The sequence below is a fragment of the Kiloniella majae genome, assembly GCF_002118315.1.
Taxonomy (GTDB): domain Bacteria; phylum Pseudomonadota; class Alphaproteobacteria; order Kiloniellales; family Kiloniellaceae; genus Kiloniella; species Kiloniella majae.
On sequence record NZ_MTSZ01000011.1, the window covers coordinates 19980 to 43700 of the forward strand.

Genomic DNA, 23721 nt, shown 5'->3' on the forward strand with positions numbered 1-23721 from the left:
ATGAGCGAACCATCTTCGTGGGTACTTAAACATGCAGGATACATCCCCGAAGGCAGTGATATATTGGATCTTGCCTGTGGTGCCGGTCGACATGCACGCCTGTTCTTAATGTCAGGACACTACGTGACTGCCGTCGATAAGAACATCGATGCTCTTGATGATCTGGAAAATTATCCCGGGGCTGAGATTATTCAGGCAGACCTGGAAGACGGAAGTCCTTTCCCTCTATCAGAGAGGAAGTTTGGCGGTATCATTGTTACCAACTATCTCTTCCGCCCCCTTTTGCCTTTACTCCCGGCGCTATTCATACCCGGTGGCGTCTTGATCTATGAGACATTTATGATTGGAAATGAAAAATTCGGGCGCCCCAAAAACCCAGATTTTTTGTTAAAACCCCAAGAACTCCTGGATAATTACCATCCGCACCTCAGAGTGCAGAATTACGAAGAAGTAACAATCACAGAACCCAACCCCGCCGTTGTTCAGCGTATCTGCGCTGTGAATTCAAAATAATTAGCGGGATTAACCTAGGGTGAATTCTCTGTCATGGTGTATTGAGGGCACCATATCCCGGGCTTGCTTCACGCGATCAAGATCAATATCAGCAACGATTACCCCCGGTTGATCCCCCCCATCAGCGAGTACTTCACCCCAAGGTGCAATAATAAGGGAATGACCGTATGTCTCCCGGCCTTCAGCATGAACACCACATTGTCCGGCAGCAATGACAAAACAGCCGTTTTCAATTGCACGTGCTTTCAAAAGCGTATGCCAGTGTGCCTCCCCAGTGAACTTGGTAAAGGCAGCCGGAGCAGTTAGAATCATTGCGCCTTTTTTAGCCTGCGCCCGAAACAGATAAGGGAAGCGAACATCATAACAGATCGCCATACCTAATTCGCCCCAGGGAAGCTTGGCAACAACAGCCTGCTCGCCGGGTCTGAAAGTTGCTGATTCACGATAGGACTGCCCATCCGGAATGACCACATCAAACATATGAATTTTGTCATACCGGGCCGCAATTTCCCCCTGTGGAGAAAACAGAAACGCACGATTTACCGCTCGGGCTTCTTCGGTGCCAACAATCAAAGAACCAATGTGCAACCAGACCCCAAGCTCAGCAGCGAGTGCAGAAAAAGCCTTAACCGATGGATGTTCACTTTCGGGTAATGCTTTTTCAAGCGTAAGCTTTTTATTGGGCTCCATCATCGTAGTACATTCAGGTGTCTGAATATACTCGGCGCCTTGGGCATGCGCCTGACGAATAAGATCACAGGCCGGCCCTAAAGTAATATCGTCGTTCCGGTCAGCCGTTAGTTGCACACAAGCTGCTTTGAATTTATTCAAGAGGCAATCCTGCTTTCCAGTTTGGTATCCAGTTTCCCCGCACTTTCCAGTGCCATGAGTTCATCACAGCCGCCAATATGCTCACCATCAATAAAAATCTGCGGGACAGACGTACGTCCACCAGCCTTCTCAACCATCTCTGGCTTACGGCGGGGTTCCATCATTACGTCGATCTCGTTAAAGGCAACACCTTTGCTTTTCAGCAACTTTTTTGCACGTATGCAATAAGGGCAAAGCATACTGGAATAAACAACAACTTCAGCCATAAAGAACATTCCTAATTTCGCTGTGTTTACATAAGCAGGCATCTCATTACAAAACCTGCGAGTAACTCTATTTAGGGCACTTACTAACAAATTACAGTATCTGGCAATAAAATTTTATATCCATGATGCCATCACTCTTTTGTTACTCGCGCTAAAACAATACCACTAACAGAGGCTGCACCGCTCTTTTTAAGCGTCCGAGCACAGGCATCCAGGGTTGCACCTGTAGTATAGACGTCATCAATCAAGACGACATGTTTCCCTTCAACTGCTGTTTTATACTTATTGTTTAAAACAAATGCATTCCGCACATTTCGCCAACGCCCTGTCATGGAGAACTGTCCCTGGGAAAATGTGTTTTTGGTTCGAAGAAGTAAGCTCGGGATATATTTTTTGTGATGTAAGCGTGCCAAGCGATGAGCCAATAAAGCCGATTGATTGTATCGACGACTCAACAAACGTCTTCGATGAAGTGGAACGGGAACGATAACATCTGCCTTCTCTAAAATTCCCTGTCCACAGGATGACAACCACCTTGTAAAGAGGACAGACAGGTACGTTTTATCGGCGTGTTTAAAGCCTATAATCATATCTTTGCTGTGTGCATCATAAACCAGCGTAGCCCGGCATTGATCGAAGGCTTTAGGAGAATGAAGGCACTCACCACAAAGTACTTCATTCCCGCGGGATAGCTCAAAAGGATAACCGCATGAGTAACAGCAAGCACCGGAAATGAACGTCAGATCCTTCCAGCAATCCGCGCAGATCCCTGTATTGTCCCATATCGCACCATCACAGTTCCCGCAAACAGGCGGGAACAAATAATTTACACCTTTGTTTAAAAAATTCGGCAGCAATTCCTTCATCATACGCATAGCACCATGCTAATTGATCTGGTCATCAAGAAGCAATCTGGTATAACCGGAAAATTATCTCCGTGCTTAATTATCTATGTGCCTATTGGGTCCAATCATGACTGATATCTATATTTTTGACCGTAAATCTGTAAATCAGCACCATAGCCGCGCCCGAGAACTCGTCGATAATCATGATTTCCTTTTCAGAGAAATTGCAGATCGGCTTGGTGACAGGCTTATGGATATCGCGCGCGACTTCCCAAAAGCACTTGATCTCGGATCTAACCACACCATCCTGAAAGAAACGCTCGGGACCAGAGGTGGAATACAAGATTTTACAGTCGCTAAATTTCTATCAGGAGAACATCCCAAGCTTCCAAAGAAAGATACCCCACCATCAAATGACGTAGAGATTGTATCAGAGATCATGCCTTCTGTTCCGCAATCTTATGACCTCATTATCAGTAATCTTTGTCTTCATTGGATCAACGATCTACCGGGAATTCTCTTACAAGCTCACCAAAGCCTGAAAGCAGACGGGCTATTTTTAGCTTCCATGATTGGGGGAGAAAGTCTGAAAGAGCTACGGGCGTGTTTTATGGAAGCGGAAATGGAGATTGAAGGCGGTGTGAGCCCCAGAGTATCACCGCTTATTGATGTCAAAGATGCTGGCGCCTTACTACAGAGAGCTGGCTTTGCCTTACCTGTATCAGACTTTGACCGTATTGAAGTTAGCTATGTCAACGCATTTGATTTAATGAAAGAGCTACGGGGTATGGGGGAAACCAATGCCATTCATAACAGAAGAAAATCTTTTACTCGTAGAGAAACCCTTCTAAAGGCTGCGGAGCTTTATCAGGAAAAATTTTCTGATTCAGAGGGCAGAATTAATGCGACGTTTGACGTCGTTTATCTTGCAGGCTGGGCACCTCACACATCTCAACAGAAACCATTGAGACCGGGAAGTGCCGTAGAACGACTTTCTGATTTTTTGAATACTGAAGAGACCAAGCTGACTTAAAGCGAATTATGCGATTAATCAGATCGCCTCACCAAGAAATGTTTCAACATCCCTTAGTCGGTCTGATGCAGCTGCGTTTCTGAAATAAATAAGAATATAAACGCGAATCGCTGCGGTCAAAGAAGACTCTTCTTTTGCTTCGTCAATCTGTGTACAAAGCTCACCAATCGGACAGTTCTCACGCACACAAATTTCAAAAAGCGCTTCCCACATATCCGGTTCCAGACGCAAAGAGGTTCTTCGCCCTTTCAACGTGATATTACGGTTTACTAGTGTCGACATTAACCCCAATTGCGTCAGTGTTTTGCACCCGGACGCACCCCTCAAAAAGATGCCTGTTATTCCCCTCGCAATCCAGAGATCAGACTTATTAATCAGCAAGCAAGACTCGTCACTGGAACTACTGTCTTAAAGTCTATAGCAAATCTCGCAACAATGCCACCAAAGGCTCATCTGCCGGAGGCATCGGATAGTCCCGTAATCGCACGGGGCGGACCCAAGCAAACTCCTGCCCCTCAAGTGCTGTAATATTGCCTTCCCAAATGCGGCAGACAAATAACGGCATCAGCAAGTGAAAGTCATCATAGCTATGTGACGCAAAAGCAATGGGTGCAAGACAGGACGAGCGTGTATCTATGCCAAGCTCCTCTTTCAGCTCACGCACCAACGCCTGTTCCGGTGTCTCGCCCGGATCGACTTTCCCCCCGGGGAATTCCCACAAACCAGCCATGGATTTGCCTTCGGGGCGCTGTGCAAGCAATATCCGTCCGTCACTATCAACCAAGGCCGCAGCGGCAACGAGCACGATAGGTTTCGCTGTTTCATGCCTTTTTTCAGCGGCCCAACAGCCTTGTTCTTCTTCAGAAGAGCTCATAAATATATCCTGGAATTTTATCTGATCATCAAGTCACGGATTAGAATCGTGATTAACTGCGATAGTCAGCGTTGATTTCTATATAACCATGGGTCAAATCACAGGTCCAGACTGTTGCTTGCCCATCAGCAATGCCGATATCAACAGCAATAGAAATCTCCTGCCCCTTCATATGCTGAGCAACGGGTCCCTCGTCAAAGCCATCAACCCGCTGACCATCTTTAGCAATCGTAACGCCGCCCATGGCAATGGAAAGCTTGTCCCGGTCTGCCCGTTCACCTGACTTCCCAACAGCCATAACAACGCGTCCCCAATTGGCATCTTCACCAGCAACAGCCGTTTTCACCAGGGGAGAATTCGCAATCGCCAGCCCAACACGGCGTGCAGCCTGATCTGTTTCCGCCCCCGTGACATCAATAGAAACAAACTTGCTTGCGCCTTCACCGTCCCGCACAACCTGATGCGCCAGATCTTTCAGCACACTATTCAAAGCCTGTATAAAATCGACAAGTTCTGGTGCGTTGATGTCATTGTATAGCGAGTTTCCTGCTTTCCCCGTAGCACAGAGAAGTACTGTATCACTTGTAGAGGTATCACTATCAACTGTAATAGAGTTAAAAGATAAGTCCGCGCCGCTTGAGATTAAATTCTGTACCATTGCCGGAGACAAAGCCGCATCGGTTGCAACGAAACTAAGCATCGTTGCCATATCAGGAGCAATCATTCCTGATCCTTTGGCGATACCATTAATGGTTACAACTTTACCATCAATCTGCGTTGTGATTGTTGCCCCTTTGGCAAAGGTATCAGTTGTCATAATGGCTTCAGCAGCATCCTGCCAGCTATCAGACCTTAGATCAGATTTCAGATCTCCCAGAGCCGATGTTATTTTTTCATCGGGCAGAGGCTCACCAATAACCCCGGTTGAAGCAACAAAAACGGCATTTTCAGAACAATTCAATTCTTTAGCCGTTGCCTCCACAGTTCGGGTAACAGACACTTTTCCCAAGCGTCCGGTAAAGGCATTTGCATTACCAGAGTTCACAACAATCGCTCTGGCTTCCCCAAATTTCAGATGATCACGACAGCATTCAACAGGCGCTGAACAGGTAAGTGAACGTGTCAAAACGCCACCGATCGTTGTTCCTTCATCAAAACTCATCAGCAGAACATCTTTACGGCCCTGATATTTCACACCGCAAGCTTTCGTCGAAAGTCTAACGCCCTCTATTTCAGGCATTTCCGGAAAACTCGCGGGTGCGAGCGGAGATTTTTGAAGTTCCATTACACAAATCCTACCTATTCACAGCCTCAACAGCAGCCACAAAAAAGCCCGGTTAAACCGGGCTTTTCTATATTATTCGCTGGCAGGTTTTTCTTCATTTTCTGCCGGCGCGGCCTCTTCGGCCTCAGCACCAATTATTTCAATCTCTACCCCATTTTTGAGGTTATCGACAATACCTTCATATGCACTTCTTGAAAGTTCTGAGCGAAGCTGGCCATCCAGCTGTTCTTTTGTCGGTTGTTCAGAATCACGTTCGGCGTCAACTTTAATAACGTGCCAGCCAAATCTGGTTTGAACAGGAGCCGAAGAATGCTCACCAACTTTCATACCGAAAGCAGCGTCTGAGAAAGGTTTAACCATCTGCTCAGCTTGGAAGAAACCCAGATCTCCACCACCTGGACCACTTGGGCCAGTAGAGTGCTCTTTCGCTAAAGTCGCAAAGTCAGCACCTTCATCTAGCTGCTTGATCAAATCTTTTCCGGTTTCTTCTTCTTCCACAAGAATGTGTCGGGCAGAAACTTCACGAACTGCCGGGTTTTCAGTCAGATAGTCTTGATAGGCTTTTTCAACTGCTTCGTCCGTAACTTCTTTTTCAAGAGCTCTGTTCAAGAAGATCTCAACCAAAATTCTCTCTTTAACATCGCGTACGCGTTTTTGAACTTCAGGATCATTTCCCAAGCCGCTTGTCTTTGCTTCTTTTGTGATCAACTTCAAGTCCACAACCTGACCAACAAGTTCTGGTAGAATAAGCTCGATCTGTTCCTGAGGAATATTTGGAATGCTTTCAGCAAACTTCACAACCTCTGAGCGGCGAATTTCAATATCACCAACCTTGGCCATCACCGGATCATCCCCAGCCGGAGCATCTGATGCTACCTCAGCAGCCTGATCACCACCAAGGAAAGGTAGTGTTCCTCCTTTTACTCCATAGGAATAACCAGCATACGCTGCACCAGCTAGAGCAACGATACCGACAAGAGGAAAGATAATCTGTTTTGCAGACATATAAAGATAACTCCTTATTAATTACATTTGGGGGGCAGTTTTTTACTGCCATTCCCTTTTAATCGATCAGCACCAAATCCCATGACTGTGTCAAGAGAAAGGCGATATGTATATTTTTAATTCGTTCGCCAATGAATCAGTTAACCCACAATCAGTTAGCAGGGAAAACCGATATATCCGCGTCTTTTCTTAAGTCTCGAACCATGCGTGTCACCAACTCTCGGCTAACCTGGTCTTTGATTTCTGCACGCATAGATTCGAATGTCGGCTGTTTCACATCACGTTTATCTTCCAGCTTAATAACATGCCAACCAAAATCGGTGGCAACAGGTGCTTTCGTATAAGTCCCTGGCGCCAAAGAGAACGCAGCTGACGCAAATTCAGGATCCATATCTTTTTGTTTGAACCACCCCAAATCCCCACCTTTTTCAGCAGAGGGTCCTTTCGAAAACTTCTTCGCTAGCAAATGGAATTCAGCACCATTATCCAAAGCAATAACCAGTGCCAGAGCTTCATTTCTGGTTTCAACCAAAATGTGGCGCGCGCGAACTTCGGCATTTACAACATTTTCTCTAAGCAAGGCGAAATATCTATCTTTTAACATGCTTTCGGTGATCATCTCGTCCAACTGCTGTTCAAGATAAGCGTCACGGATAATTTTCTCTTCAGCCAGAGCCAGTTTTCTTTTTACCTCAGCCTTTTCGTCCATATCAGCATCGGCACCAGCATGGGCCAGAAGTTTCAAATCAATGGCACGATCAAGAAGGATAGGGAACATGGTCTCAAGTTGCCCTTGATACTGTTCAGGTAATTTTTTTGCAGCCTGCGTTATATCCTGCCAATAGATCTCATCCCCTTCAACGACAGCAACAACCGGGTTCTCTCGCGCCAAGCGATCTAACTCGCCTTCGGTTTTAGTGAGAGATAATTTATTTCCTTCATCCGAAGCTGCAGGGGTGTCCTCTTGAGTTTTGACATCCGATGATGAAGTATTTTGAGAAGCCGGTTCTGTTGATAAATCTTCAACTACGATACTATTCTCAGGCTTCTGTTGAACTTCCTCGCTAAATCCAGGTGGTGGAGCAAGTCCGTCTCTTTCCTGTCCGGGAATAACTTCGACAACCGGTGCTTCTTCAGGAGAACTTACCGCAGGCTCAACAGGTGTTGCCTGAGTTATATCATCATTAGCTTCCGGCGTGTTTTCCTCAGAAGAGGGGATAATAACAACATCATCTTGTGTTGTTTCGGTTGGTGTTTTGGTTGTTGTTACAGTGGATTTTTCTTTTTGAACATCATCCGTCTCGGGAGTTTCTTCTTCATCATCTCCGAAAAGAAACTTCAAAAGCTTCCCACCACTTTCGCGCTGCTCTTTTTTCCATTCATCATCTATACTCTGTTGTGCCTTAACTTCTTGCGCAAAACCAGCCGCAATCAGGAGACTAAAAAGGATAATGACATTACGAAAATTCATTTAAGTTCTGGCTCCGGCTCAGAAGAAATAGAAAAGTTTATCCTTACTACAACAAAGTCACTACAACCTAAAGCGAGTATCAATGAAATACTTATAATCAACGCTCACAAGCCACGAAATCACCGCCTCTGCGTTATTTTCCATCAATTGAATCCAGCTTCACATTGACATCCGCCAGCCTGCGCCCTATGTCTCACATTGACTTTTTATAACCAAATCTAGAACTGCGTTTTCACGCAAGGGGTACTCAATGCTCGGTGCGCTTGTGAAGCGGATGTTTGGCTCTGCCAATGACCGTTATCTTAAAGGCCTTAACTCTATTGTCCTTTCTATCAACAGCTTTGAATCAGAGCTGGAAAAACTATCTGACGACGATATCAAAGGACAAACAGAGAAGTTTCGCAACCGACTGAAGCAGGGAGAAACTCTCGACGATATCCTTCCAGAAGCTTTTGCAACCGTTCGTGAAGCATCTCGTAGAACTCTTGGGTTGAGACACTTTGATGTTCAGATGATGGGCGGTATCGTCCTCCACCGTGGCATGATCAGTGAAATGGCAACAGGTGAAGGTAAAACACTTGTTGCAACATTACCTGTTTATTTGAATGCGATTGAAGGCAAGGGTGTTCATGTCGTAACCGTCAACGACTACCTTGCCAAGCGTGATGCCGAATGGATGGGGCAAATTTATCGCTTCCTGGGTATGACCGTTGGATGTGTTTTCCCAGGTCAGGGCGAAGAAGAGCGTACCTTTGCCTACAGCTGTGACATCACCTATGCCACAAACAATGAACTCGGGTTCGATTACCTTCGTGACAACATGAAGTTTGAAATCGACCAGATGGTTCAAAGAGAATTCAACTATGCAATCGTCGATGAAGTAGATTCGATCCTCATTGATGAAGCCAGAACCCCGCTTATTATCTCTGGTCCTGCGGAAAGCTCATCAGAGAGCTATATTACCATTAATAAATACGTGCCTTTGCTAACAGAAGAGCACTATGAGCTTGATGAAAAGACACGTTCTGTAACGTTGACTGACGAAGGTGTTGACTTTATAGAACAAAAACTCATCAGCGACGGTGTAATGGAAGGTTCTCTCTACGAGATCGAGAACGTCAGCACACTGCATCACATCAATCAGGCACTAAAAGCGCATAAATTATTCCAGCGTGATAAAGATTACATCGTCAAAGACAATAAAGTTGTGATCATTGACGAGTTCACGGGCCGTATGATGGAAGGGCGTCGTTTCTCTGAGGGACTGCACCAAGCACTTGAAGCGAAAGAAAATGCTGATATCCAGCAGGAAAATCAGACTTTAGCATCAATCACCTTCCAGAATTATTTCCGACTTTACCCCAAATTGGCTGGGATGACGGGTACAGCGATGACAGAAGCTGAAGAATTTTCAGCAATCTATGCGCTAGACGTTATTTCCATGACAACCAACTTACCCTGTATTCGTATTGACCACGATGACGAGGTATATCGTACAGGCCAAGAGCGTGATGCTGCTATTATCAAGCAGATCAAAGAGTGTCACGAACGTCAGCAACCTGTCCTTGTTGGTACGGTAACGATTGAGAAATCAGAATATCTTGCGGCTCTACTCAAAAAAGAGAAGATTGAGCACAAGGTTCTAAACGCGCGCTACCATGAACAAGAAGCGATGATTGTTGCCCAGGCGGGTGCACCCGGTGCGGTAACCATTGCAACAAACATGGCCGGTCGCGGAACAGACATCAAACTGGGCGGTAACGAAGAAATGCGCATAGAGCACGAAACGCTCGGCATGTCTGACGAAGCTCAGAAGCAAGCTAAAGCTGCAGAAATTGTTGCAGAAGTTGCTGCGAACAAAGAGATCGTAACTAAAGCTGGTGGCCTGTTTATGATCGGTAGCGAACGTCATGAAAGTCGTCGTATCGACAATCAGCTTCGTGGACGTTCTGGCCGACAATCAGACCCCGGTGCATCCAAGTTCTTCCTCAGCCTCGAAGATGATTTGATGCGTATCTTTGGATCTGAGCGCATGGATTCAATGCTCCAAAAGCTTGGCCTTGAAGACGGCGAAGCTATTATTCACCCATGGGTGAACAAAGCATTGGAAAAAGCACAGAAAAAAGTCGAAGCCAGAAACTTTGAAATTCGTAAAAACATCCTCAAGTTTGATGATGTGATGAATGACCAGCGTAAGGTTATTTACGAACAGCGCAAAGAAGTCATGTCAGCAGAAGAAGTCAAAGACACTGTGGCTTCCATGCGACATGAAGTTCTCGAAGATCTCGTAACGCGAACAATTCCGGCCAATGCCTATGCAGAGCAATGGGAATTGGACAGCCTTCACGAAGAATGCATGCGCCTTGTTGCAATGGACCTGCCCGTTAAAGACTGGGCCGAAGAAGAAGGTATAGCCGATCAGGAAATTCTGGATCGTATTCTTCAGGCCAGTAACGAAAAAATGGCTGCTAAAACAGCTAATTATGGCCCGGAAGTTATGCGTTCTCTGGAAAAACAGCTACTTCTTATGGTGCTGGACAAGCAGTGGAAAGAACACTTGCTATCACTTGATCACCTTAAACAAGCTGTTGGCCTGCGGGCTTACGGACAAAAAAATCCGCTTGATGAATACAAACGTGAGGCGTTTGAAATGTTTGAAAGCATGCTCAATTCAGTACGTGATGAATTGACAATGCTGATGCATCGTTTCGAACTACAGACACCTGAAAACGCAACGGTTCCGCGTCAACAGCAAGAAATGCACGAGTCCAGACAGGACCCGGCACAAGAAAGTGGGGCAACAACTGTTCAAGCCAAAGAGTTTGACCAAAACGATCCCTCGACTTGGGGCAAAACCAGCCGCAATGCAGCATGCCCTTGTGGATCAGGCAAGAAATACAAACATTGCCACGGTAAGCTTAGCTAAAAAAACGGTTAGTTGATTTCCAAAATCAACCCACAATAAAGGCGGCTTTTCAGCCGCCTTTATTGTTTCTGCGAAATGCACCCATCGAATGCTTGTTGTATCCGAGAGTTAAAATTTTCCGTCATAAGATTCACGCTCAATGTGAGCTGCAATCAAAGTAAATTTCTCGCCTTCAAATGCCGAACTCAGAGCTGTTTGTAACTCATTACGGTTTCGGGCATTGATACCAATTCCGCCCATGGCATCAGCCAAGGCAGCAAAGTCAGTTCCCCCAAAATCGACAGCAAGGTTTTCCCTTCCACTTCCGCGTTGTTTTAACTCAATCAAGGCAAGTGATGCATCAACAAAGACGACAACGACAACAGGTAATTTCAAATCTCTGAGTGTCGACAATTCACCAAGAATCATCTCTAGCCCTGCGTCACCTGTAAAGGCAACAACGGGTAAATCTGGTGATGCGACTTTCGCACCCATCGCCAAAGGTAACGCACAGCCCATCGTGCACAACCCACTGGATTGAATAAGCGTATGGGGTTCTCTACAAACCCACTGTTGGCTTTGTAAAATCCTATGTGCCCCGGAATCTACCGATGCCAATCCATGATCAGGCAAAGCCTTTCGCACTTCATCAACAATCGCAGATGGCCCCCATTCTTCATCACACGGGAATGCGGCACAGATCTCTTGTTTAGCTTTTGCAAAACCACCGTCGTCCCAAACGGCGCCAAGCTCCAACCCACGATCCAAGACCTGCAATGCAGGAGCCAAAGAACCAACAAAGGTACCGCTCGCCCGATGCATGCCATGTAAATTCGGCTCAATCGTAAATTCAGCAACAAACTGTTTTTCTGGTTGCCAGACATCCTGCCAACCGTGTCGCATCTCAATCGGATCGTAACCGATCAGTAGAATACAATCACTTTCCTCGATCAGAGGTAAGACCGTTTTATCTGCTTTCGGGGAAAGCCCCGCGCCACCAAGAGAAAGAGGGTGATCATCAGGCACAATTCCTTTGGCCTTATAAGTAGCAACGGATGGAATACCATGTTTAAGAAGGAAGTCTTTTACTTCTGCCTCACAGCCCTCGCTAAGAATTTCAAGTCCTAAAACAGCCAAAGGTCTTTCTGCCTTGGATAAGCGCTCTCTCAGATCCGCAAAGTCAACATTATCTGCAGGTGCAGTTGGTAAATAGTTAGGTTGCCATTGCTTAGGCACTGCGCTCTGAACCTGCGCAGCTAAAGAGATCGGCACATCAATATGCACAGGTCCTGGACGACCTGATTGTGCCAAGGACAAGGCTTTATCAACAACACGGTCAACAGCACCATCAACAAGGGTAAAACTACCTTTTACAACTGGTTCCAGTGCCTTGCAGTGATCAAAAACCTGATGTGTATAACTCGCCATATCATAATCATCGACCCGGCCTGTTAGAAAGATCAATGGCACTCGATCCTGGTGCGCATTAGCAATGACATTAAAAGCATTGGCCATGCCTGGGCCCAGCGTCGCAAAAAGAACACCCGGTGCGCCCGTACGATGATAGGTACCCTCTGCCATAAAGCCTGCGCCGTTTTCATGTTTGGTCAATACAATCTCAAGGCCGGCACGATCCAGTGCGTGCATCACACTTAGAACTTCACCGCCCGGGATACCGAATGCATGGCGGCACCCTGCCTCAAAAAGGCGTTGGGCAAGAATGTCGGCGGTCGTCAAGCTCATCGTGGCTTCTTTCAAATTTAATCATTACACACAACACTAGTAACTCGCCGCTAAGAGCAAGTTACTTAAATCAGATGCTTAGCAGTATCTTATTGCTCTATATTTAACAATTAGAGCTATACTGAACAACTGATCGCAAATCATCCATAGAAGATTTATCTTCAGAACGAGTCAAATAGCCATCTCTTGTCTGCGGAAATTTGCGATTTAGCAAATCAGAAGCGATCACATTTCTGAGAACCTGTGCCGTTCCACCGCCAATGGTAAACATGCGTGCATCCCGGACCATACGCTCAACAGGGTTACGTCTGGAATAGCCAGCCGCGCCATGCATCTGTAGTGCGTTATTGGTCACTGTAACGGCCATTTCAGATGTAAAGAGCTTTGCCTGCGCAGCCTTGGTCTTATCCGGAAACCCTTCCCCTGAAACGGCTTCATTTATCAAGGCCCTTGCCGCACTAATTTGAACAGACATATCAGCAAGCATCCACTGTAGCCCCTGAAATTCACAAATCGGGCGACCAAACTGCTCGCGCTCTTGAATAAAGGTTTCTGCCTGTTCATAAGCCCCGGCTGCAATCCCAAGTGCAACAGCAGCAGCCCCCACACGCTGCCCGTTATAGGCCGTCATAAGATCGCCAAAGCCCTTTCGAAGACCAGAAGGAGGTTGCAACATCATATCAGAAGGTACGTGCAAATCTTTCAAATGAACCTCTGTTTCCGGAATTCCCCGCAGCCCCATCGTTGGTTCCCGCCGTCCAATGGACAACCCTTCTGCACCTAGCTCACCTCGAACAACAAGAAAGCCAGTAATTCCCTGCGGTTCATCATTCTCATAAACCCGTGCAAAGATAAGGTGTAGCCGTGAAACACCCCCACCAGTAATCCAGTGTTTTGTACCGTTTAGGACATAACCATTCCCGACTTTATCGGCACGCGTCGTCATTTCCGTAGCTGCTGAACCGCTTTCTGGTTCCGTAATGCAAATGGCAGGCTTATCACCATCAAGAACCAATTCAGCAGCAAGTTTTTTTTGCTTTTCTGAACCATAGGCCATAATGGCACCAATAGCCCCCATGTTTGCTTCAACAGCGATACGTCCGGTCACACCACAAGCCTTAGCAACTTCTTCGACCAACACAACAGCTTCCCTATACCCAACTCCGGCACCACCGTAAGCCTTGGGGATTGTCATCCCCATAAAGCCAGCATCCCGTAAAGCAAAGCAATTTTCCCAAGGATACATCTCTGCAGAATCAATCGACGCAGCCCGAGGCGCAAAAACGTCCTGCGCAAGGCTTCTGGCGCGCTGTCGGATGTCTTCAATGGCGAACAGACGCGATTTTTCTGTTTTATCAGAAGCTTCAGAAGCATCTAGTCGATCAAGATCTGCCAACATTTGGTCTCTCCATCCGGTCTCTAGGGGCAAAAGTCATGGGTTGTTCATTGATTTTATTATCTCGCGCTTGCTTTCTTCAAATCAAACGAATTAAAATAACTTCTTACTTCAATTATTTTGACATTATCTCATGGGCATACGCCAACTTCGAACTTTAATAGAAATTGCCGAAACCGGCAGCTTTCAGGCTGCGGCAGAAAAGCTGGGCTTAACCCATTCAGCCATCAGCATGCAGATCAAATCGTTGGAGGACGAATTACAAACTGAACTTTTTGATCGAACTCGTCGCCCACCTGATCTCAATCCAACAGGTATCCGATTACTGGGAAAAGCACAGGAAATTATCAACCTCTATGATTCCCTGTCTGAGGCTGGGTCAAAAGCAGGAGATCTATCCGGTCTCTTGAGGTTAGGTGCCATCCCCAGCGCAACATCATCTTTTTTACCAGAAGTCCTTGCCCGACTTGGCCAAGAGCATCCACGCCTTAATGTACGGCTCGAAAGTGGATTGAGCACAGAACTAACCCGTGAACTGATACAGGGAAAGCTGGATTGCGTCATCATCACGGAAGCCCAGCGTCTCGACGAAGCATTAAAATCAACAAAACTCAGGAAAGAACGCCTTGTCGTCATCGCCCAGAAAAATGTTGAAAATGAAAAAATAGCCAAATCCAAAGATGGTGATATCGCACTTTTAAGCCAACTTCCCTTTGTCCGTTTCAACCATCTGACAGGTGTGGGGCGCGTTATCGAACAAAGCCTTAAAATCCGAGGTGCAAACATAAGAGAAGCCATGGAGCTTGATTCCCTGGAAGCAATCCAGCGCATGGTCGCCAAAGGCCTAGGGGCTGCAATTGTGCCCGAAAACAGTTTAGAAGATAGAGAAAACCTGCTGGTTCGTCCCTTTGGCAAACCGAGTTCAACACGAACAGTTTCTCTTGTTGAAAAACATCGCGGACAACGCCCGGATTTGACAGGTATTCTTGCTAAAACGCTGAGAGACGTTTTGACCAGCTAATTCAGGAGAAGCGGTACTAAACCATTCTAATAAATGGATCTACTAGAACAATAAATTGGCTCTATCCTGCCATAAGTAATCATCAGAAAAAAGATTACATCAGGAAAGATGAAATAAAGCGCGACTTACGCGTATGGAGCCAAAGAAAATGTCCCTGGATACAACATCCACTGCAACAGACCTGCAGACCAAACCCAGCGTTTGCCCTCTAGATTGCCCAGATACCTGTAGCCTGTCTGTCGTCACAGACGGAAAACATATCATTCAGGTACGAGGATCAAATGCCAATCCTTATACTGCCGGCGCCATATGCAAGAAGGTATCAGACTATTACCCTGACTTCATTCATGGGGAACGACGCTTAACGCAACCTCTTTTACGAACGGGCCCCAGAGGATCATTGGAATACAAAACTATCAGCTGGGAAGAGGCCTTTGACCGTGTATATGACGGTTTGACCTCTGCTATTCAAAAACATGGGCCTCAGTCCGTGCTTCCCCTCAACTACGCAGGACCTCATGGGCAACTCGCTGGTGGTTCTATGGATTTTCGCTTTTTCCATAAATTAGGCGCAACCCAACTCGACAGAGGCCCCCTCTGTGGGGCTGTGCGAGGAACTGCCTATACAAGTCTGTTCGGGAATGCCCCCGGCATGGAACCAGAACAGGCGGCCAAATCTGACCTGATTGTAGTGGCAAGCAATAACGTTACAGTTTCCAACCTCCATTTAGCGAGGATCATTAAAGCCGCTAAAAAGAATGGCGCAAAGCTGATCGTCATCGATCCCAAGAAAGTAAAGATTGCAGAACAGGCTGACCTCTATATTCAGATCAAACCCGGCACAGATATCGTTCTCTTCTTGGCACTGGCTGCTGAACTGGAAAAGCGTTCTGCGCTCGACACCGAATTTATTGAACGTTGGGTCCATGGTATCGAAGAATATCTAACCGCCGCAAAAAAATACTCATTGGAAGATGCTGCGAAGATATGTGAAATCCCCCTAGAACAGATTCAAGAGTTCCTGAGCATTTATACCGAAGCAAAAAATGTTTCCATGTCGGTTGGGAATGGCGCAGAGCGCGGACACTCAGGTGGATCTTCTATCCGCGCCGCTATGGCACTTCAGGCGATTACAGGGAACATGGGACGGACAGGAGCTGGTGTCATCGCCAAACAAGGTCTCGCATTTCCCGCGACGACAGGTAAACTGAGACGCCCGGATCTGATACCAGAGGGGACCAGAATGCTCAATATCGTTGATGTTGCCAAGCACATTCTCGACGATAGTCTGGCCCCACCGATCAAAGCCGTCTTCATCTACAACCATAATCCGGTTTGTACCCATCCGGACCAAAACAGAATGCGTCGCGCACTCAGCCGGGAAGATGTCTTTATCGTTGGTTGTGATGTCGAGATGAACGACAGCATGGCCTATGCTGACGTTATTCTACCAGCATCAAGCCATTTCGAGTTCCCTGATATCTATGCCGCCTATGGTCAGGCCCATCTGCAAAGGGCAGAACCTGTTATTCCCACTGTGGGGAACTCTCTTCCCAACACCGAAATTTTCCGTCGATTGGCTGCCCGGTTTGGATTTAACGACGATCTCTTTAAAGCGGACGATTACCAACTGATGGATGAAGCCTACGATCTCAAGTCCCCACAGATGAAGGGCCTTCGCCCCAGTGAAGTGCCTCTCGATCGCTCTTTGCCTATGTTGGCAGAAAATGATCAGGAACTGATCATGTGCGCAACGGTCTTTCCTGCAACAAAATCTGGAAAAATAGAGCTTTATTCTGAAGATATGGAACAACAGTTCGGTTATGGCCTTCCCCGTTACGAAGAAGTCACACAGGACCTTCCTTTTGCTTTGATTTCCCCTTCATCGAGCAAGCGCACAAATGCGACCTTTGGTGGACACGCAGAATCAATCGCCATAGAACAACTGGAAATTCATCCACAGGATGCTCAAGCAAAGGGTATTACTGATAATTCAAAGGTCAAAATCTGGAATGCTTTAGGGGAAGTTATTCTCTTAGCCAAAGTTACAGACAAGGTCAAACCCGGCGTTTTCTATTCGCCAAAAGGTACGTGGTTAAAATCAAGTGATTCAAATCAGACTGTAAATGCCTTGATCAACTCGGAAACCAGAACAGATATCATGTCCGGGGCCTGTTACAACGACACGTTTGTCGATATTGCGCCGGCTTGAGAACTCTCAGACAATGGGCATCTTCCGCACATAAAAAAGGCCGCTGAGAAGCGGCCTTTTACATAACTTCTAACAAGAACTAGAGACCCTTTTGGCCCATGTCCAGGAACTTGTCTCGACGCTTCTGACGAAGCTCGGCGCCCCCAAATTGGGATAGCTCTTGCAAGTGCTTTTCGATGCTATCACCCAAAGCCGTCATACATACATCTTTTGCACGATGCGCGCCGCCCATTGGCTCTGCAATAATTTCATCTATCACGCCAAGTGTTGCCAAATCCTGCGCTGTCAGCTTAAGAGCTTCAGCAGCTTCTTTGGCCTGATCACCGGAACGCCAAAGAATAGAGGCACAGCCTTCAGGCGAAATCACAGAATAGATTGAGTGTTCAAGCATCAACACGGTATTTGCAGCAGCTAGCGCAATTGCCCCACCAGATCCACCTTCGCCAATAACAGCAGAGACAAGCGGAACTTTGATTGCAAGGCACTTTTCGATGCTCCGCGCAATCGCTTCGGATTGACCGCGTTCTTCTGCACCAACACCAGGGTAGGCACCAGCCGTATCAACCAACGTGATAACAGGTAGGTCAAAGCGCTCTGCCATGTCCATCAAACGCTGTGCTTTACGATAGCCTTCAGGGCGCGCCATGCCAAAATTGTGCTTTACACGACTATGCATGTCAGCGCCTTTTTCCTGACCAATCACAACAACGGATTGACCACGAAAACGCCCTAAACCACCCAGAATGGCGAAATCTTCGGCAAACGCCCGATCCCCGGCCAAGGGTGTATAGTCTTCGATCAGCGCCTCGATGTAGTCCTTACAATGAGGACGATCAGGATGGCGCGCAACAAGTGTTTTTTGCCAAGGGCTTAGCTTTGCGTATGTTTGGCGCAACAGCTTGTCAGCCTTAGCTTCCAGCTTGGAAACTTCTTCAGCAATGTTCACATCACTGCTGCTGTCAGACAGATGCCGCAGGCCTTCAATCTTACCAGCAAGCTCAGCAATCGGTTTTTCGAAATCTAGGAAATTTTGCATAAGGCGTTGTCTATCACATCGTGAAAATCAGTCAACAAATATAGTCGTCGCATAGTACCTTTCAAGCGCACAATTTCAAGTTTTAGCTTTATTATGATGACCTAAAGTGTTCTTTGCCCAACATAGCAAAGAGCCATAAAGAACAAAGGCCGGCTCTACCAAGAACCGACCTTTGTCGAAAAAATAATACGCTGTTGTCAGGCATTAACCTTCAGAAGCTACATCAGCTAGCTCGATTTCCTTTGCTTTTTCGACCATTACGCTCGCCTGACGAATAGAAGCGATATCAATAAGTCGTCCATCCAAAGACACTGCACCTTTGCCTTCGCGTTGCGCCTGTTCCATAGCTTCGAGAATGCGATTGGCTTTGTTTACTTCGGCTTCCGATGGGCTGTTGACTTCGTTCGCGACCCCAATCTGATTGGGGTGGATCGCCCACTTCCCTTCACAGCCGAGAATTGTCGCCCTGTTTGCTTGGGCACGATATCCTTCTGGATCAGAAAAATCACCAAAAGGGCCATCAATGGCGCGAAGGCCGTTCGCACGTGCAGCAACGACCATGCGTGCAATGGCGTAATGCCACATATCTCCCCAGTGAAAGTCTCTCGGCGTATCACCGTCGATATCTGTTAAAACGCCGTACATCGGATTTGGCCCACCGATACCTGTCGTTCGGGCTTTAGTTGATGCCGCATAGTCCGCGACACCAAAATGCAAGCTCTCATTGCGTTTCGAAGCCGCTGCGATTTCATTGATATTTTGCATGCCTAAAGCCGTTTCAATAATCATTTCAAAGCCAATGGCTTTTTTACGATTTTTTGCGGCTTCAACCTGCGTACACAGCATATCCAGTGCATAAATGTCTGACGCAGTCCCCACCTTGGGAATCATGAACAGATCCAGCCTGTCCCCTGCCTGTTCCAGAACATCAATTACATCCCGATACATATAGGGCGTATCCAGACCATTAACACGAACCGACAGGGTTTTACTCCCCCAGTCGATATCGTTTATTGCCTCAATAACATTTTTCCGCGCCTGCTCCTTATCGTCAGGGGCAACCGCATCTTCCAAATCCAAAAAAATCACATCGGCTTTGGATGCTGCCGCTTTTTCAAACAATACAGGGTTACTGCCTGGTACCGCGAGTTCACTACGATTTAGGCGCGAAGTAGTTTCTTCTGGAATTGTAAAGCTCATGTTTTACTCCCTAGGGTTCCGGTCAGCTTTTTAGACAGCCAACTCTTATTGTGCATCGCAACATAAACTGTGGCCTGACAAATTAATTATGTCAACCTCCTGAAACTTTGAGGTGGAAAATTTGAGAGAAAAGAATCATGCGCTTACCAGAAATAAGCACGCGAACAGGATGATCCGCCTGAGTCAGAAGATAGCTCTAACAAGTTATGAGAATTTAATACGGCACAAGAGATCAGGATTTTGAAGACAAGGGGTGCTTTTCAAACACAAGCTTCTGCAGACGTTCTTGTAAAACATGTGTATAGATCTGTGTTGTCGAAATATCAGAATGCCCCAGCATTTTCTGAACAGATCTCAAGTCAGCACCGTTTTCCAACAAATGGGTCGCAAAAGCGTGACGCAAGACATGTGGAGATACCTTCGACGGCATGACTCCGCTCTCTATAGCCAACTCTTTGAGAAGCTGACCGACGCGATGGCGTGTCAGATAGCCATTCTTCCCCCGGGAAGGAAAAACCCATCCCGTGTCTTTGACCTTATCCTGCTCGGAATTTGGTAAAAAGTTATCACGGACCAGAAGATAACGATCCAGTGCTTCACGTGCTCGGGGGCTAAGAGGCACTAACCGCTCTTTATTTCCTTTGCCCATCACGGTCAAAATACGCGGATCACGCTGTGTTTGGGATATCTTCAAAGATACGAGTTCACTAACCCGCATCCCTGTTGCGTATAGTAGCTCGATCAACGCACAAAGGCGCAAGCCTTCATCTGTTTGGTTTTCCTGCGCGGCTTTAAGAAGAGCATCCGTATCTTCAATAGAAAGGAACTTCGGTAAAGATTGCGCCATACGTGGCGTGCCAATTTCCGCGACAGGATTATCTTGCCTTATGCCTTCTTCCATAAGGAAGAGATAAAACTGCTTTAAAGAAGACAAGTGACGCGCCTGCGTCCGGGCACTTAACCCCTCAGCAGTCAAATCAGCCAAATAGGTACGGATATCGGATGCTTCAACAACGGTCAGATCTTTCCGTGCGCTCGATAGAAAGTCTTCAAATCGTTCCAGATCACGCTCGTAAGCTTCCAGCGTATTCTGACTGGCTCCACGTTCAGCAGACATCATCTCCAAAAAAATAGAGATTCTGGACGATCTGCTCATCAATCACCAGCCATAAATCAAATGCCGCTAAGAACCGTAGCTTCAATTGCCAGTGAACGTGCTTCATTTTGCAGGCCAACGGAATAGAGTGCTTCCACAACACTTCCCAGAGCAAGGCTATGGGTATTCCCTGGCCCCTGTTCTCCCAAGATGATCAAACTAAGCAAAACAACTTCGGCAAGCCGTCCACCATTCTGCGCATCCTTCAAGGCGTAGAGCAAAGCCGCTGATGGAGCCAGACCTGGTGAAGCGATTTCCATAGAGGCAAGCTCGCCCCAACTCAGACGAGTATCCTCGCCTAATGCCTGCATACAGGACCGTAACATTACCAACTGCTGGTTCAGAACTTCAGGTCCTAAACCACTTTGAGCAGACGCCCATCCCTTCAAGGTTCCATATCTTTCGCCACCTTCCATGCCGGAAAGTCTGGCGTAGGGCCAAAGCGCCGTTAAATTGGCTGCGGCGGTTTCTTCGCTCAGCATATACTGACGTGCCAACAGCAACCATGCATTAGCCCGTTCATACTGACCCGCCAGATAAAGTATTCGCCCGGCAGGCAGTGCAAACCAAGTTAGATCAGCAGAGTGCGGAATCTCAGCCACCAGATCAGCAACGGCGCGTGACATCAGAATACCCATTCCATCTGTCTCAGCTTGATCAAGGGCAGCTTTCACAATCTCGGCTCTCGCGGCAGGTACAGTCTGCAACTGTGCAGCCTGAAGGAATAAAGCACGTAATTCAGGGCCTTCGTGGCTTATCTGACCGCCGACAACACCATCAAGCTCAGCTGGTTCAAAAGCATAACGACTATAAAGATCAACAAGTGCATTAGGGGACAGAGCTCCACTTCTGACAGCAACTTCAGCAGCATAAACCCGTCGATCCAAAGGATATTCTTCTGCTTGTATCAAAGCACTACGAACCCCCGGATCGAGAAAATCATCCAGCTCATCAGGAAGTCGCGCTTCTGAAAGTGCAGCCAGTGCCCAATGAATGGGCTCAACACGTCCGGCACTTTTACCGGATAGTTTGATATTTGCACCCGAAGCAGCAAGAGCCAGCTCTTCAAAAAGCGGGTCTGTTGCGTCACCTGTCTCTCTCAAGAGATCCAACCCTAAAAGAGCCTGATCAACTTGTTTCTGCAGGAAGTGACAATAGACCATGCCCCGTATCCAGTAACTGTCCTTACCTGTTGCGGACATTCCCTGAATAACCTGACAAGCATCACCATTTTTCCCAGTCATCAAAAGACTATCACTTCGATAACGCGCCTGTTGCTCATTGTCCGAGCGTGTTGGTATGCGTTGGAAGAGATTATCAAGCTGAGTGTAGGCACCCAACTCAGCCAATTTCACCAAACGAAGTGACAAAAGGCTCTGCTCACTCTGCAAAGGTTTATCATCCAGCGGGCGGCCAGCACTCGATAATAACAATCTCTTTGCCAGATCATTTCCAACCGTAGAATAATAGCTCACTGGCATCTGCTCGATCAATGCAAAGACATCCTGTAGCGAACTTTGCCGCCACATATCATAGCCTAGACCACCTTGCCCAGGGCTAAGGGTGCCGATGCTGTCCAAATCAAGTCCGCCAAGGCTATCAACTTGTATGCCGCCAGAGCTAATAGGTGTGCTCTCGATACCAGGCGATACAGGAGCTTCTGTTAAAGGCTCTCCTGTTACAGGTTGGTTAGCTGTCGGTTGCTGCGGGATCAATTGCGTCTGGGCATAAGCGGATGTGCCAATGCCAAAAGAAAAAGCCCCAATGGAAAGCCTCAAGGCAGTTCCCACGAGCACAGATTTAGATAATATAAAGGGCATCTTATTTGGTGAGACGATCATTCGGAATGACCTTTTCCACATTTGCAGAGGGCGCGGGTATATCCCACGTCAAAAGGAAAACTCCCCCTGCGAGCAAAGCACCGATCAGGATAACAAAGACAAAAAGGCCGAATTTCTTCATGGAGCGTAAGCTTCACTCTATCTGTTTGGGTCAATAAACTATTCATAACACCATATATCTATCACTAGAGTATGGCGAGATTGGGACAGTCTAAAACCCGATTTTGTATCTGTAAACAACCTGTTGCGGTTCGGCTCTTTTTATTAGGCGCTTCAGTTAACAGACAACCCTTCTGTATGCCCGTCCACCGTCAAAACCTGCCCTGAAATTTTGCTTCCCTTTGGCGAAGATGCAAAGAGAATCATGTTTGCAATATTTTCAGGCGAGACAAAGGTTCTCATGGATGTTTGCTTTTCAAACTGTCCACGCACCACATCGGGGGCAATATTTTGCGCTTGTGCAGATGCTTCAATTACACGCTCCATCCGTGGACCAGACACAGAGCCCGGCGCAACCGCATTAACCCGAATACCATAAGGCCCAAGTTCCATCGCCATCGTCTTGGTTATACCAACGACAGCCCATTTAGCCGCAGCATAAGGGGCCCGATAGGGAAACCCAAACAATCCCCCAGTAGAAGAAAGATTAAAAATTGCGCCACTCTTTTGCTTTTTCATCAATGGGATGGCTTCGCGAGAGAAAAGAAACTGCGAATCAATATTCACTGAGATACATTTTTGCCATGCACTATAATCCAGTGTTTCCAGCTCCCCTGCAGGGCCAGCAGTACCTGCATTGTTGACCAACACATCCAGGCCAGTGAAATTTGCATTCAAATCAGAAAATAACGCCTGCACGCCTTTTTCATCCGTAACATCAAGATGGCTTTTCGTTAGCTTCCCGGCACTCTCTCTATCATTCTTAAAAGAAAATTCATCCAAAGTTTTCTGGTCAATATCACAAACATGCACATTAGCCCCTTCACGAAGAAAAGCTTCTGCAGTTGCCCGACCAAGTCCAGCCGCCCCAGCCGTAATAAGGACGCGATATCCCTGAAGATTTAAGTTCATCCTTCAAGTCCTTCCAA

At 46.9% G+C, this 23721-nt stretch carries 21 protein-coding genes; 5 read left to right on the forward strand and 16 right to left on the reverse strand.

All coding sequences use genetic code 11. From position 1 onward, the window contains the following. A complete protein-coding gene (locus tag BKB51_RS19620) occupies positions 1-513 on the forward strand; it encodes a class I SAM-dependent methyltransferase (RefSeq protein WP_085902822.1) in 513 nt (170 codons plus the stop codon). Positions 514-522: 9 nt separating this feature from the next. Here BKB51_RS19620 and BKB51_RS19625 read toward each other — a convergent pair whose 3' ends face one another. The 3 genes from BKB51_RS19625 to BKB51_RS19635 form a co-directional block, all read right to left on the reverse strand. Next, positions 523-1344 carry a carbon-nitrogen hydrolase family protein gene (locus tag BKB51_RS19625; protein ID WP_085902823.1) on the reverse strand — a complete coding sequence of 274 codons (822 nt, stop codon included), beginning with the start codon at positions 1342-1344 and terminating at the stop codon, positions 523-525. Next, the gene (grxC, locus tag BKB51_RS19630) at positions 1341-1610 is read right to left on the reverse strand and encodes a glutaredoxin 3 (RefSeq protein WP_085902824.1); all 270 of its coding nucleotides are present in this window, start codon (positions 1608-1610) and stop codon (positions 1341-1343) included. Before grxC ends, BKB51_RS19625 begins: the two co-directional genes overlap by 4 nt. Positions 1611-1741: 131 nt before the next feature. Further along, positions 1742-2479 (reverse strand): ComF family protein, encoded by a 738-nt coding sequence (locus tag BKB51_RS19635; protein WP_198946814.1) that lies wholly within the window; start codon positions 2477-2479, stop codon positions 1742-1744. A gap of 103 nt (positions 2480-2582) precedes the next feature. On the opposite strand from BKB51_RS19635, the gene BKB51_RS19640 reads away from it, so the two are divergent. Next, positions 2583-3488 (forward strand): methyltransferase domain-containing protein, encoded by a 906-nt coding sequence (locus BKB51_RS19640; RefSeq protein WP_218044099.1) that lies wholly within the window; start codon positions 2583-2585, stop codon positions 3486-3488. 18 nt (positions 3489-3506) lie between these two features. Here BKB51_RS19640 and BKB51_RS19645 read toward each other — a convergent pair whose 3' ends face one another. The 5 genes from BKB51_RS19645 to BKB51_RS19665 form a co-directional block, all read right to left on the reverse strand. After that, positions 3507-3770: a ribbon-helix-helix domain-containing protein gene (locus BKB51_RS19645; RefSeq protein ID WP_085902825.1), complete on the reverse strand. Its 264-nt coding sequence runs from the start codon at positions 3768-3770 to the stop codon at positions 3507-3509. 133 nt (positions 3771-3903) lie between these two features. Then, positions 3904-4362 (reverse strand): 8-oxo-dGTP diphosphatase MutT, encoded by a 459-nt coding sequence (gene mutT / locus BKB51_RS19650; protein WP_085902826.1) that lies wholly within the window; start codon positions 4360-4362, stop codon positions 3904-3906. Positions 4363-4414: 52 nt separating this feature from the next. Continuing rightward, positions 4415-5647 carry a bifunctional glutamate N-acetyltransferase/amino-acid acetyltransferase ArgJ gene (gene argJ / locus BKB51_RS19655; protein ID WP_085902827.1) on the reverse strand — a complete coding sequence of 411 codons (1233 nt, stop codon included), beginning with the start codon at positions 5645-5647 and terminating at the stop codon, positions 4415-4417. A gap of 72 nt (positions 5648-5719) precedes the next feature. Next, positions 5720-6652 carry a peptidylprolyl isomerase gene (locus tag BKB51_RS19660; RefSeq protein WP_085902828.1) on the reverse strand — a complete coding sequence of 311 codons (933 nt, stop codon included), beginning with the start codon at positions 6650-6652 and terminating at the stop codon, positions 5720-5722. A gap of 151 nt (positions 6653-6803) precedes the next feature. Beyond that, positions 6804-8123 carry a peptidylprolyl isomerase gene (locus BKB51_RS19665; RefSeq protein WP_085902829.1) on the reverse strand — a complete coding sequence of 440 codons (1320 nt, stop codon included), beginning with the start codon at positions 8121-8123 and terminating at the stop codon, positions 6804-6806. A gap of 250 nt (positions 8124-8373) precedes the next feature. Between BKB51_RS19665 and secA the strand changes: the two genes are divergently transcribed. Further along, positions 8374-11049: a preprotein translocase subunit SecA gene (gene secA, locus BKB51_RS19670; protein ID WP_085902830.1), complete on the forward strand. Its 2676-nt coding sequence runs from the start codon at positions 8374-8376 to the stop codon at positions 11047-11049. 108 nt (positions 11050-11157) lie between these two features. Here the strand turns inward: secA and BKB51_RS19675 are convergent, their stop codons facing one another. Continuing rightward, on the reverse strand, positions 11158-12771 hold the full coding sequence (locus BKB51_RS19675; RefSeq protein WP_085902831.1) for a thiamine pyrophosphate-binding protein: 1614 nt from the start codon (positions 12769-12771) through the stop codon (positions 11158-11160). Between the two features lie 103 nt (positions 12772-12874). Then, complete coding sequence (gene acdA / locus BKB51_RS19680) at positions 12875-14170, reverse strand: 3-sulfinopropanoyl-CoA desulfinase (protein WP_085902832.1); 1296 nt, start codon at positions 14168-14170, stop codon at positions 12875-12877. Between the two features lie 130 nt (positions 14171-14300). Between acdA and BKB51_RS19685 the strand changes: the two genes are divergently transcribed. After that, entirely contained in the window at positions 14301-15188 is an 888-nt protein-coding gene (locus BKB51_RS19685) for a LysR family transcriptional regulator (RefSeq protein ID WP_085902833.1), read from the forward strand. A 148-nt stretch (positions 15189-15336) separates the two neighbouring features. Further along, entirely contained in the window at positions 15337-17400 is a 2064-nt protein-coding gene (locus tag BKB51_RS19690) for a molybdopterin-containing oxidoreductase family protein (RefSeq protein ID WP_085902873.1), read from the forward strand. Positions 17401-17479: 79 nt separating this feature from the next. On the opposite strand, the gene BKB51_RS19695 is transcribed toward BKB51_RS19690, so the two are convergent. The 6 genes from BKB51_RS19695 to BKB51_RS19715 all read right to left on the reverse strand — a co-directional run bounded on the left by BKB51_RS19695 (position 17480) and on the right by BKB51_RS19715 (position 23704). Then, positions 17480-18436: an acetyl-CoA carboxylase carboxyltransferase subunit alpha gene (locus BKB51_RS19695; protein WP_085902834.1), complete on the reverse strand. Its 957-nt coding sequence runs from the start codon at positions 18434-18436 to the stop codon at positions 17480-17482. Between the two features lie 204 nt (positions 18437-18640). Beyond that, a complete protein-coding gene (locus BKB51_RS19700; RefSeq protein ID WP_085902835.1) occupies positions 18641-19636 on the reverse strand; it encodes an HpcH/HpaI aldolase/citrate lyase family protein in 996 nt (331 codons plus the stop codon). Positions 19637-19868: 232 nt separating this feature from the next. Beyond that, the gene (xerD, locus tag BKB51_RS19705) at positions 19869-20792 is read right to left on the reverse strand and encodes a site-specific tyrosine recombinase XerD (RefSeq protein WP_085902836.1); all 924 of its coding nucleotides are present in this window, start codon (positions 20790-20792) and stop codon (positions 19869-19871) included. Between the two features lie 17 nt (positions 20793-20809). After that, the gene (locus tag BKB51_RS19710; RefSeq protein ID WP_158090291.1) at positions 20810-22633 is read right to left on the reverse strand and encodes a hypothetical protein; all 1824 of its coding nucleotides are present in this window, start codon (positions 22631-22633) and stop codon (positions 20810-20812) included. Next, positions 22614-22754: a hypothetical protein gene (locus tag BKB51_RS20930; RefSeq protein ID WP_162937909.1), complete on the reverse strand. Its 141-nt coding sequence runs from the start codon at positions 22752-22754 to the stop codon at positions 22614-22616. Before BKB51_RS20930 ends, BKB51_RS19710 begins: the two co-directional genes overlap by 20 nt. 152 nt (positions 22755-22906) lie before the next feature. After that, positions 22907-23704 (reverse strand): SDR family oxidoreductase, encoded by a 798-nt coding sequence (locus tag BKB51_RS19715; protein ID WP_085902838.1) that lies wholly within the window; start codon positions 23702-23704, stop codon positions 22907-22909. Positions 23705-23721 lie beyond the last annotated feature (17 nt).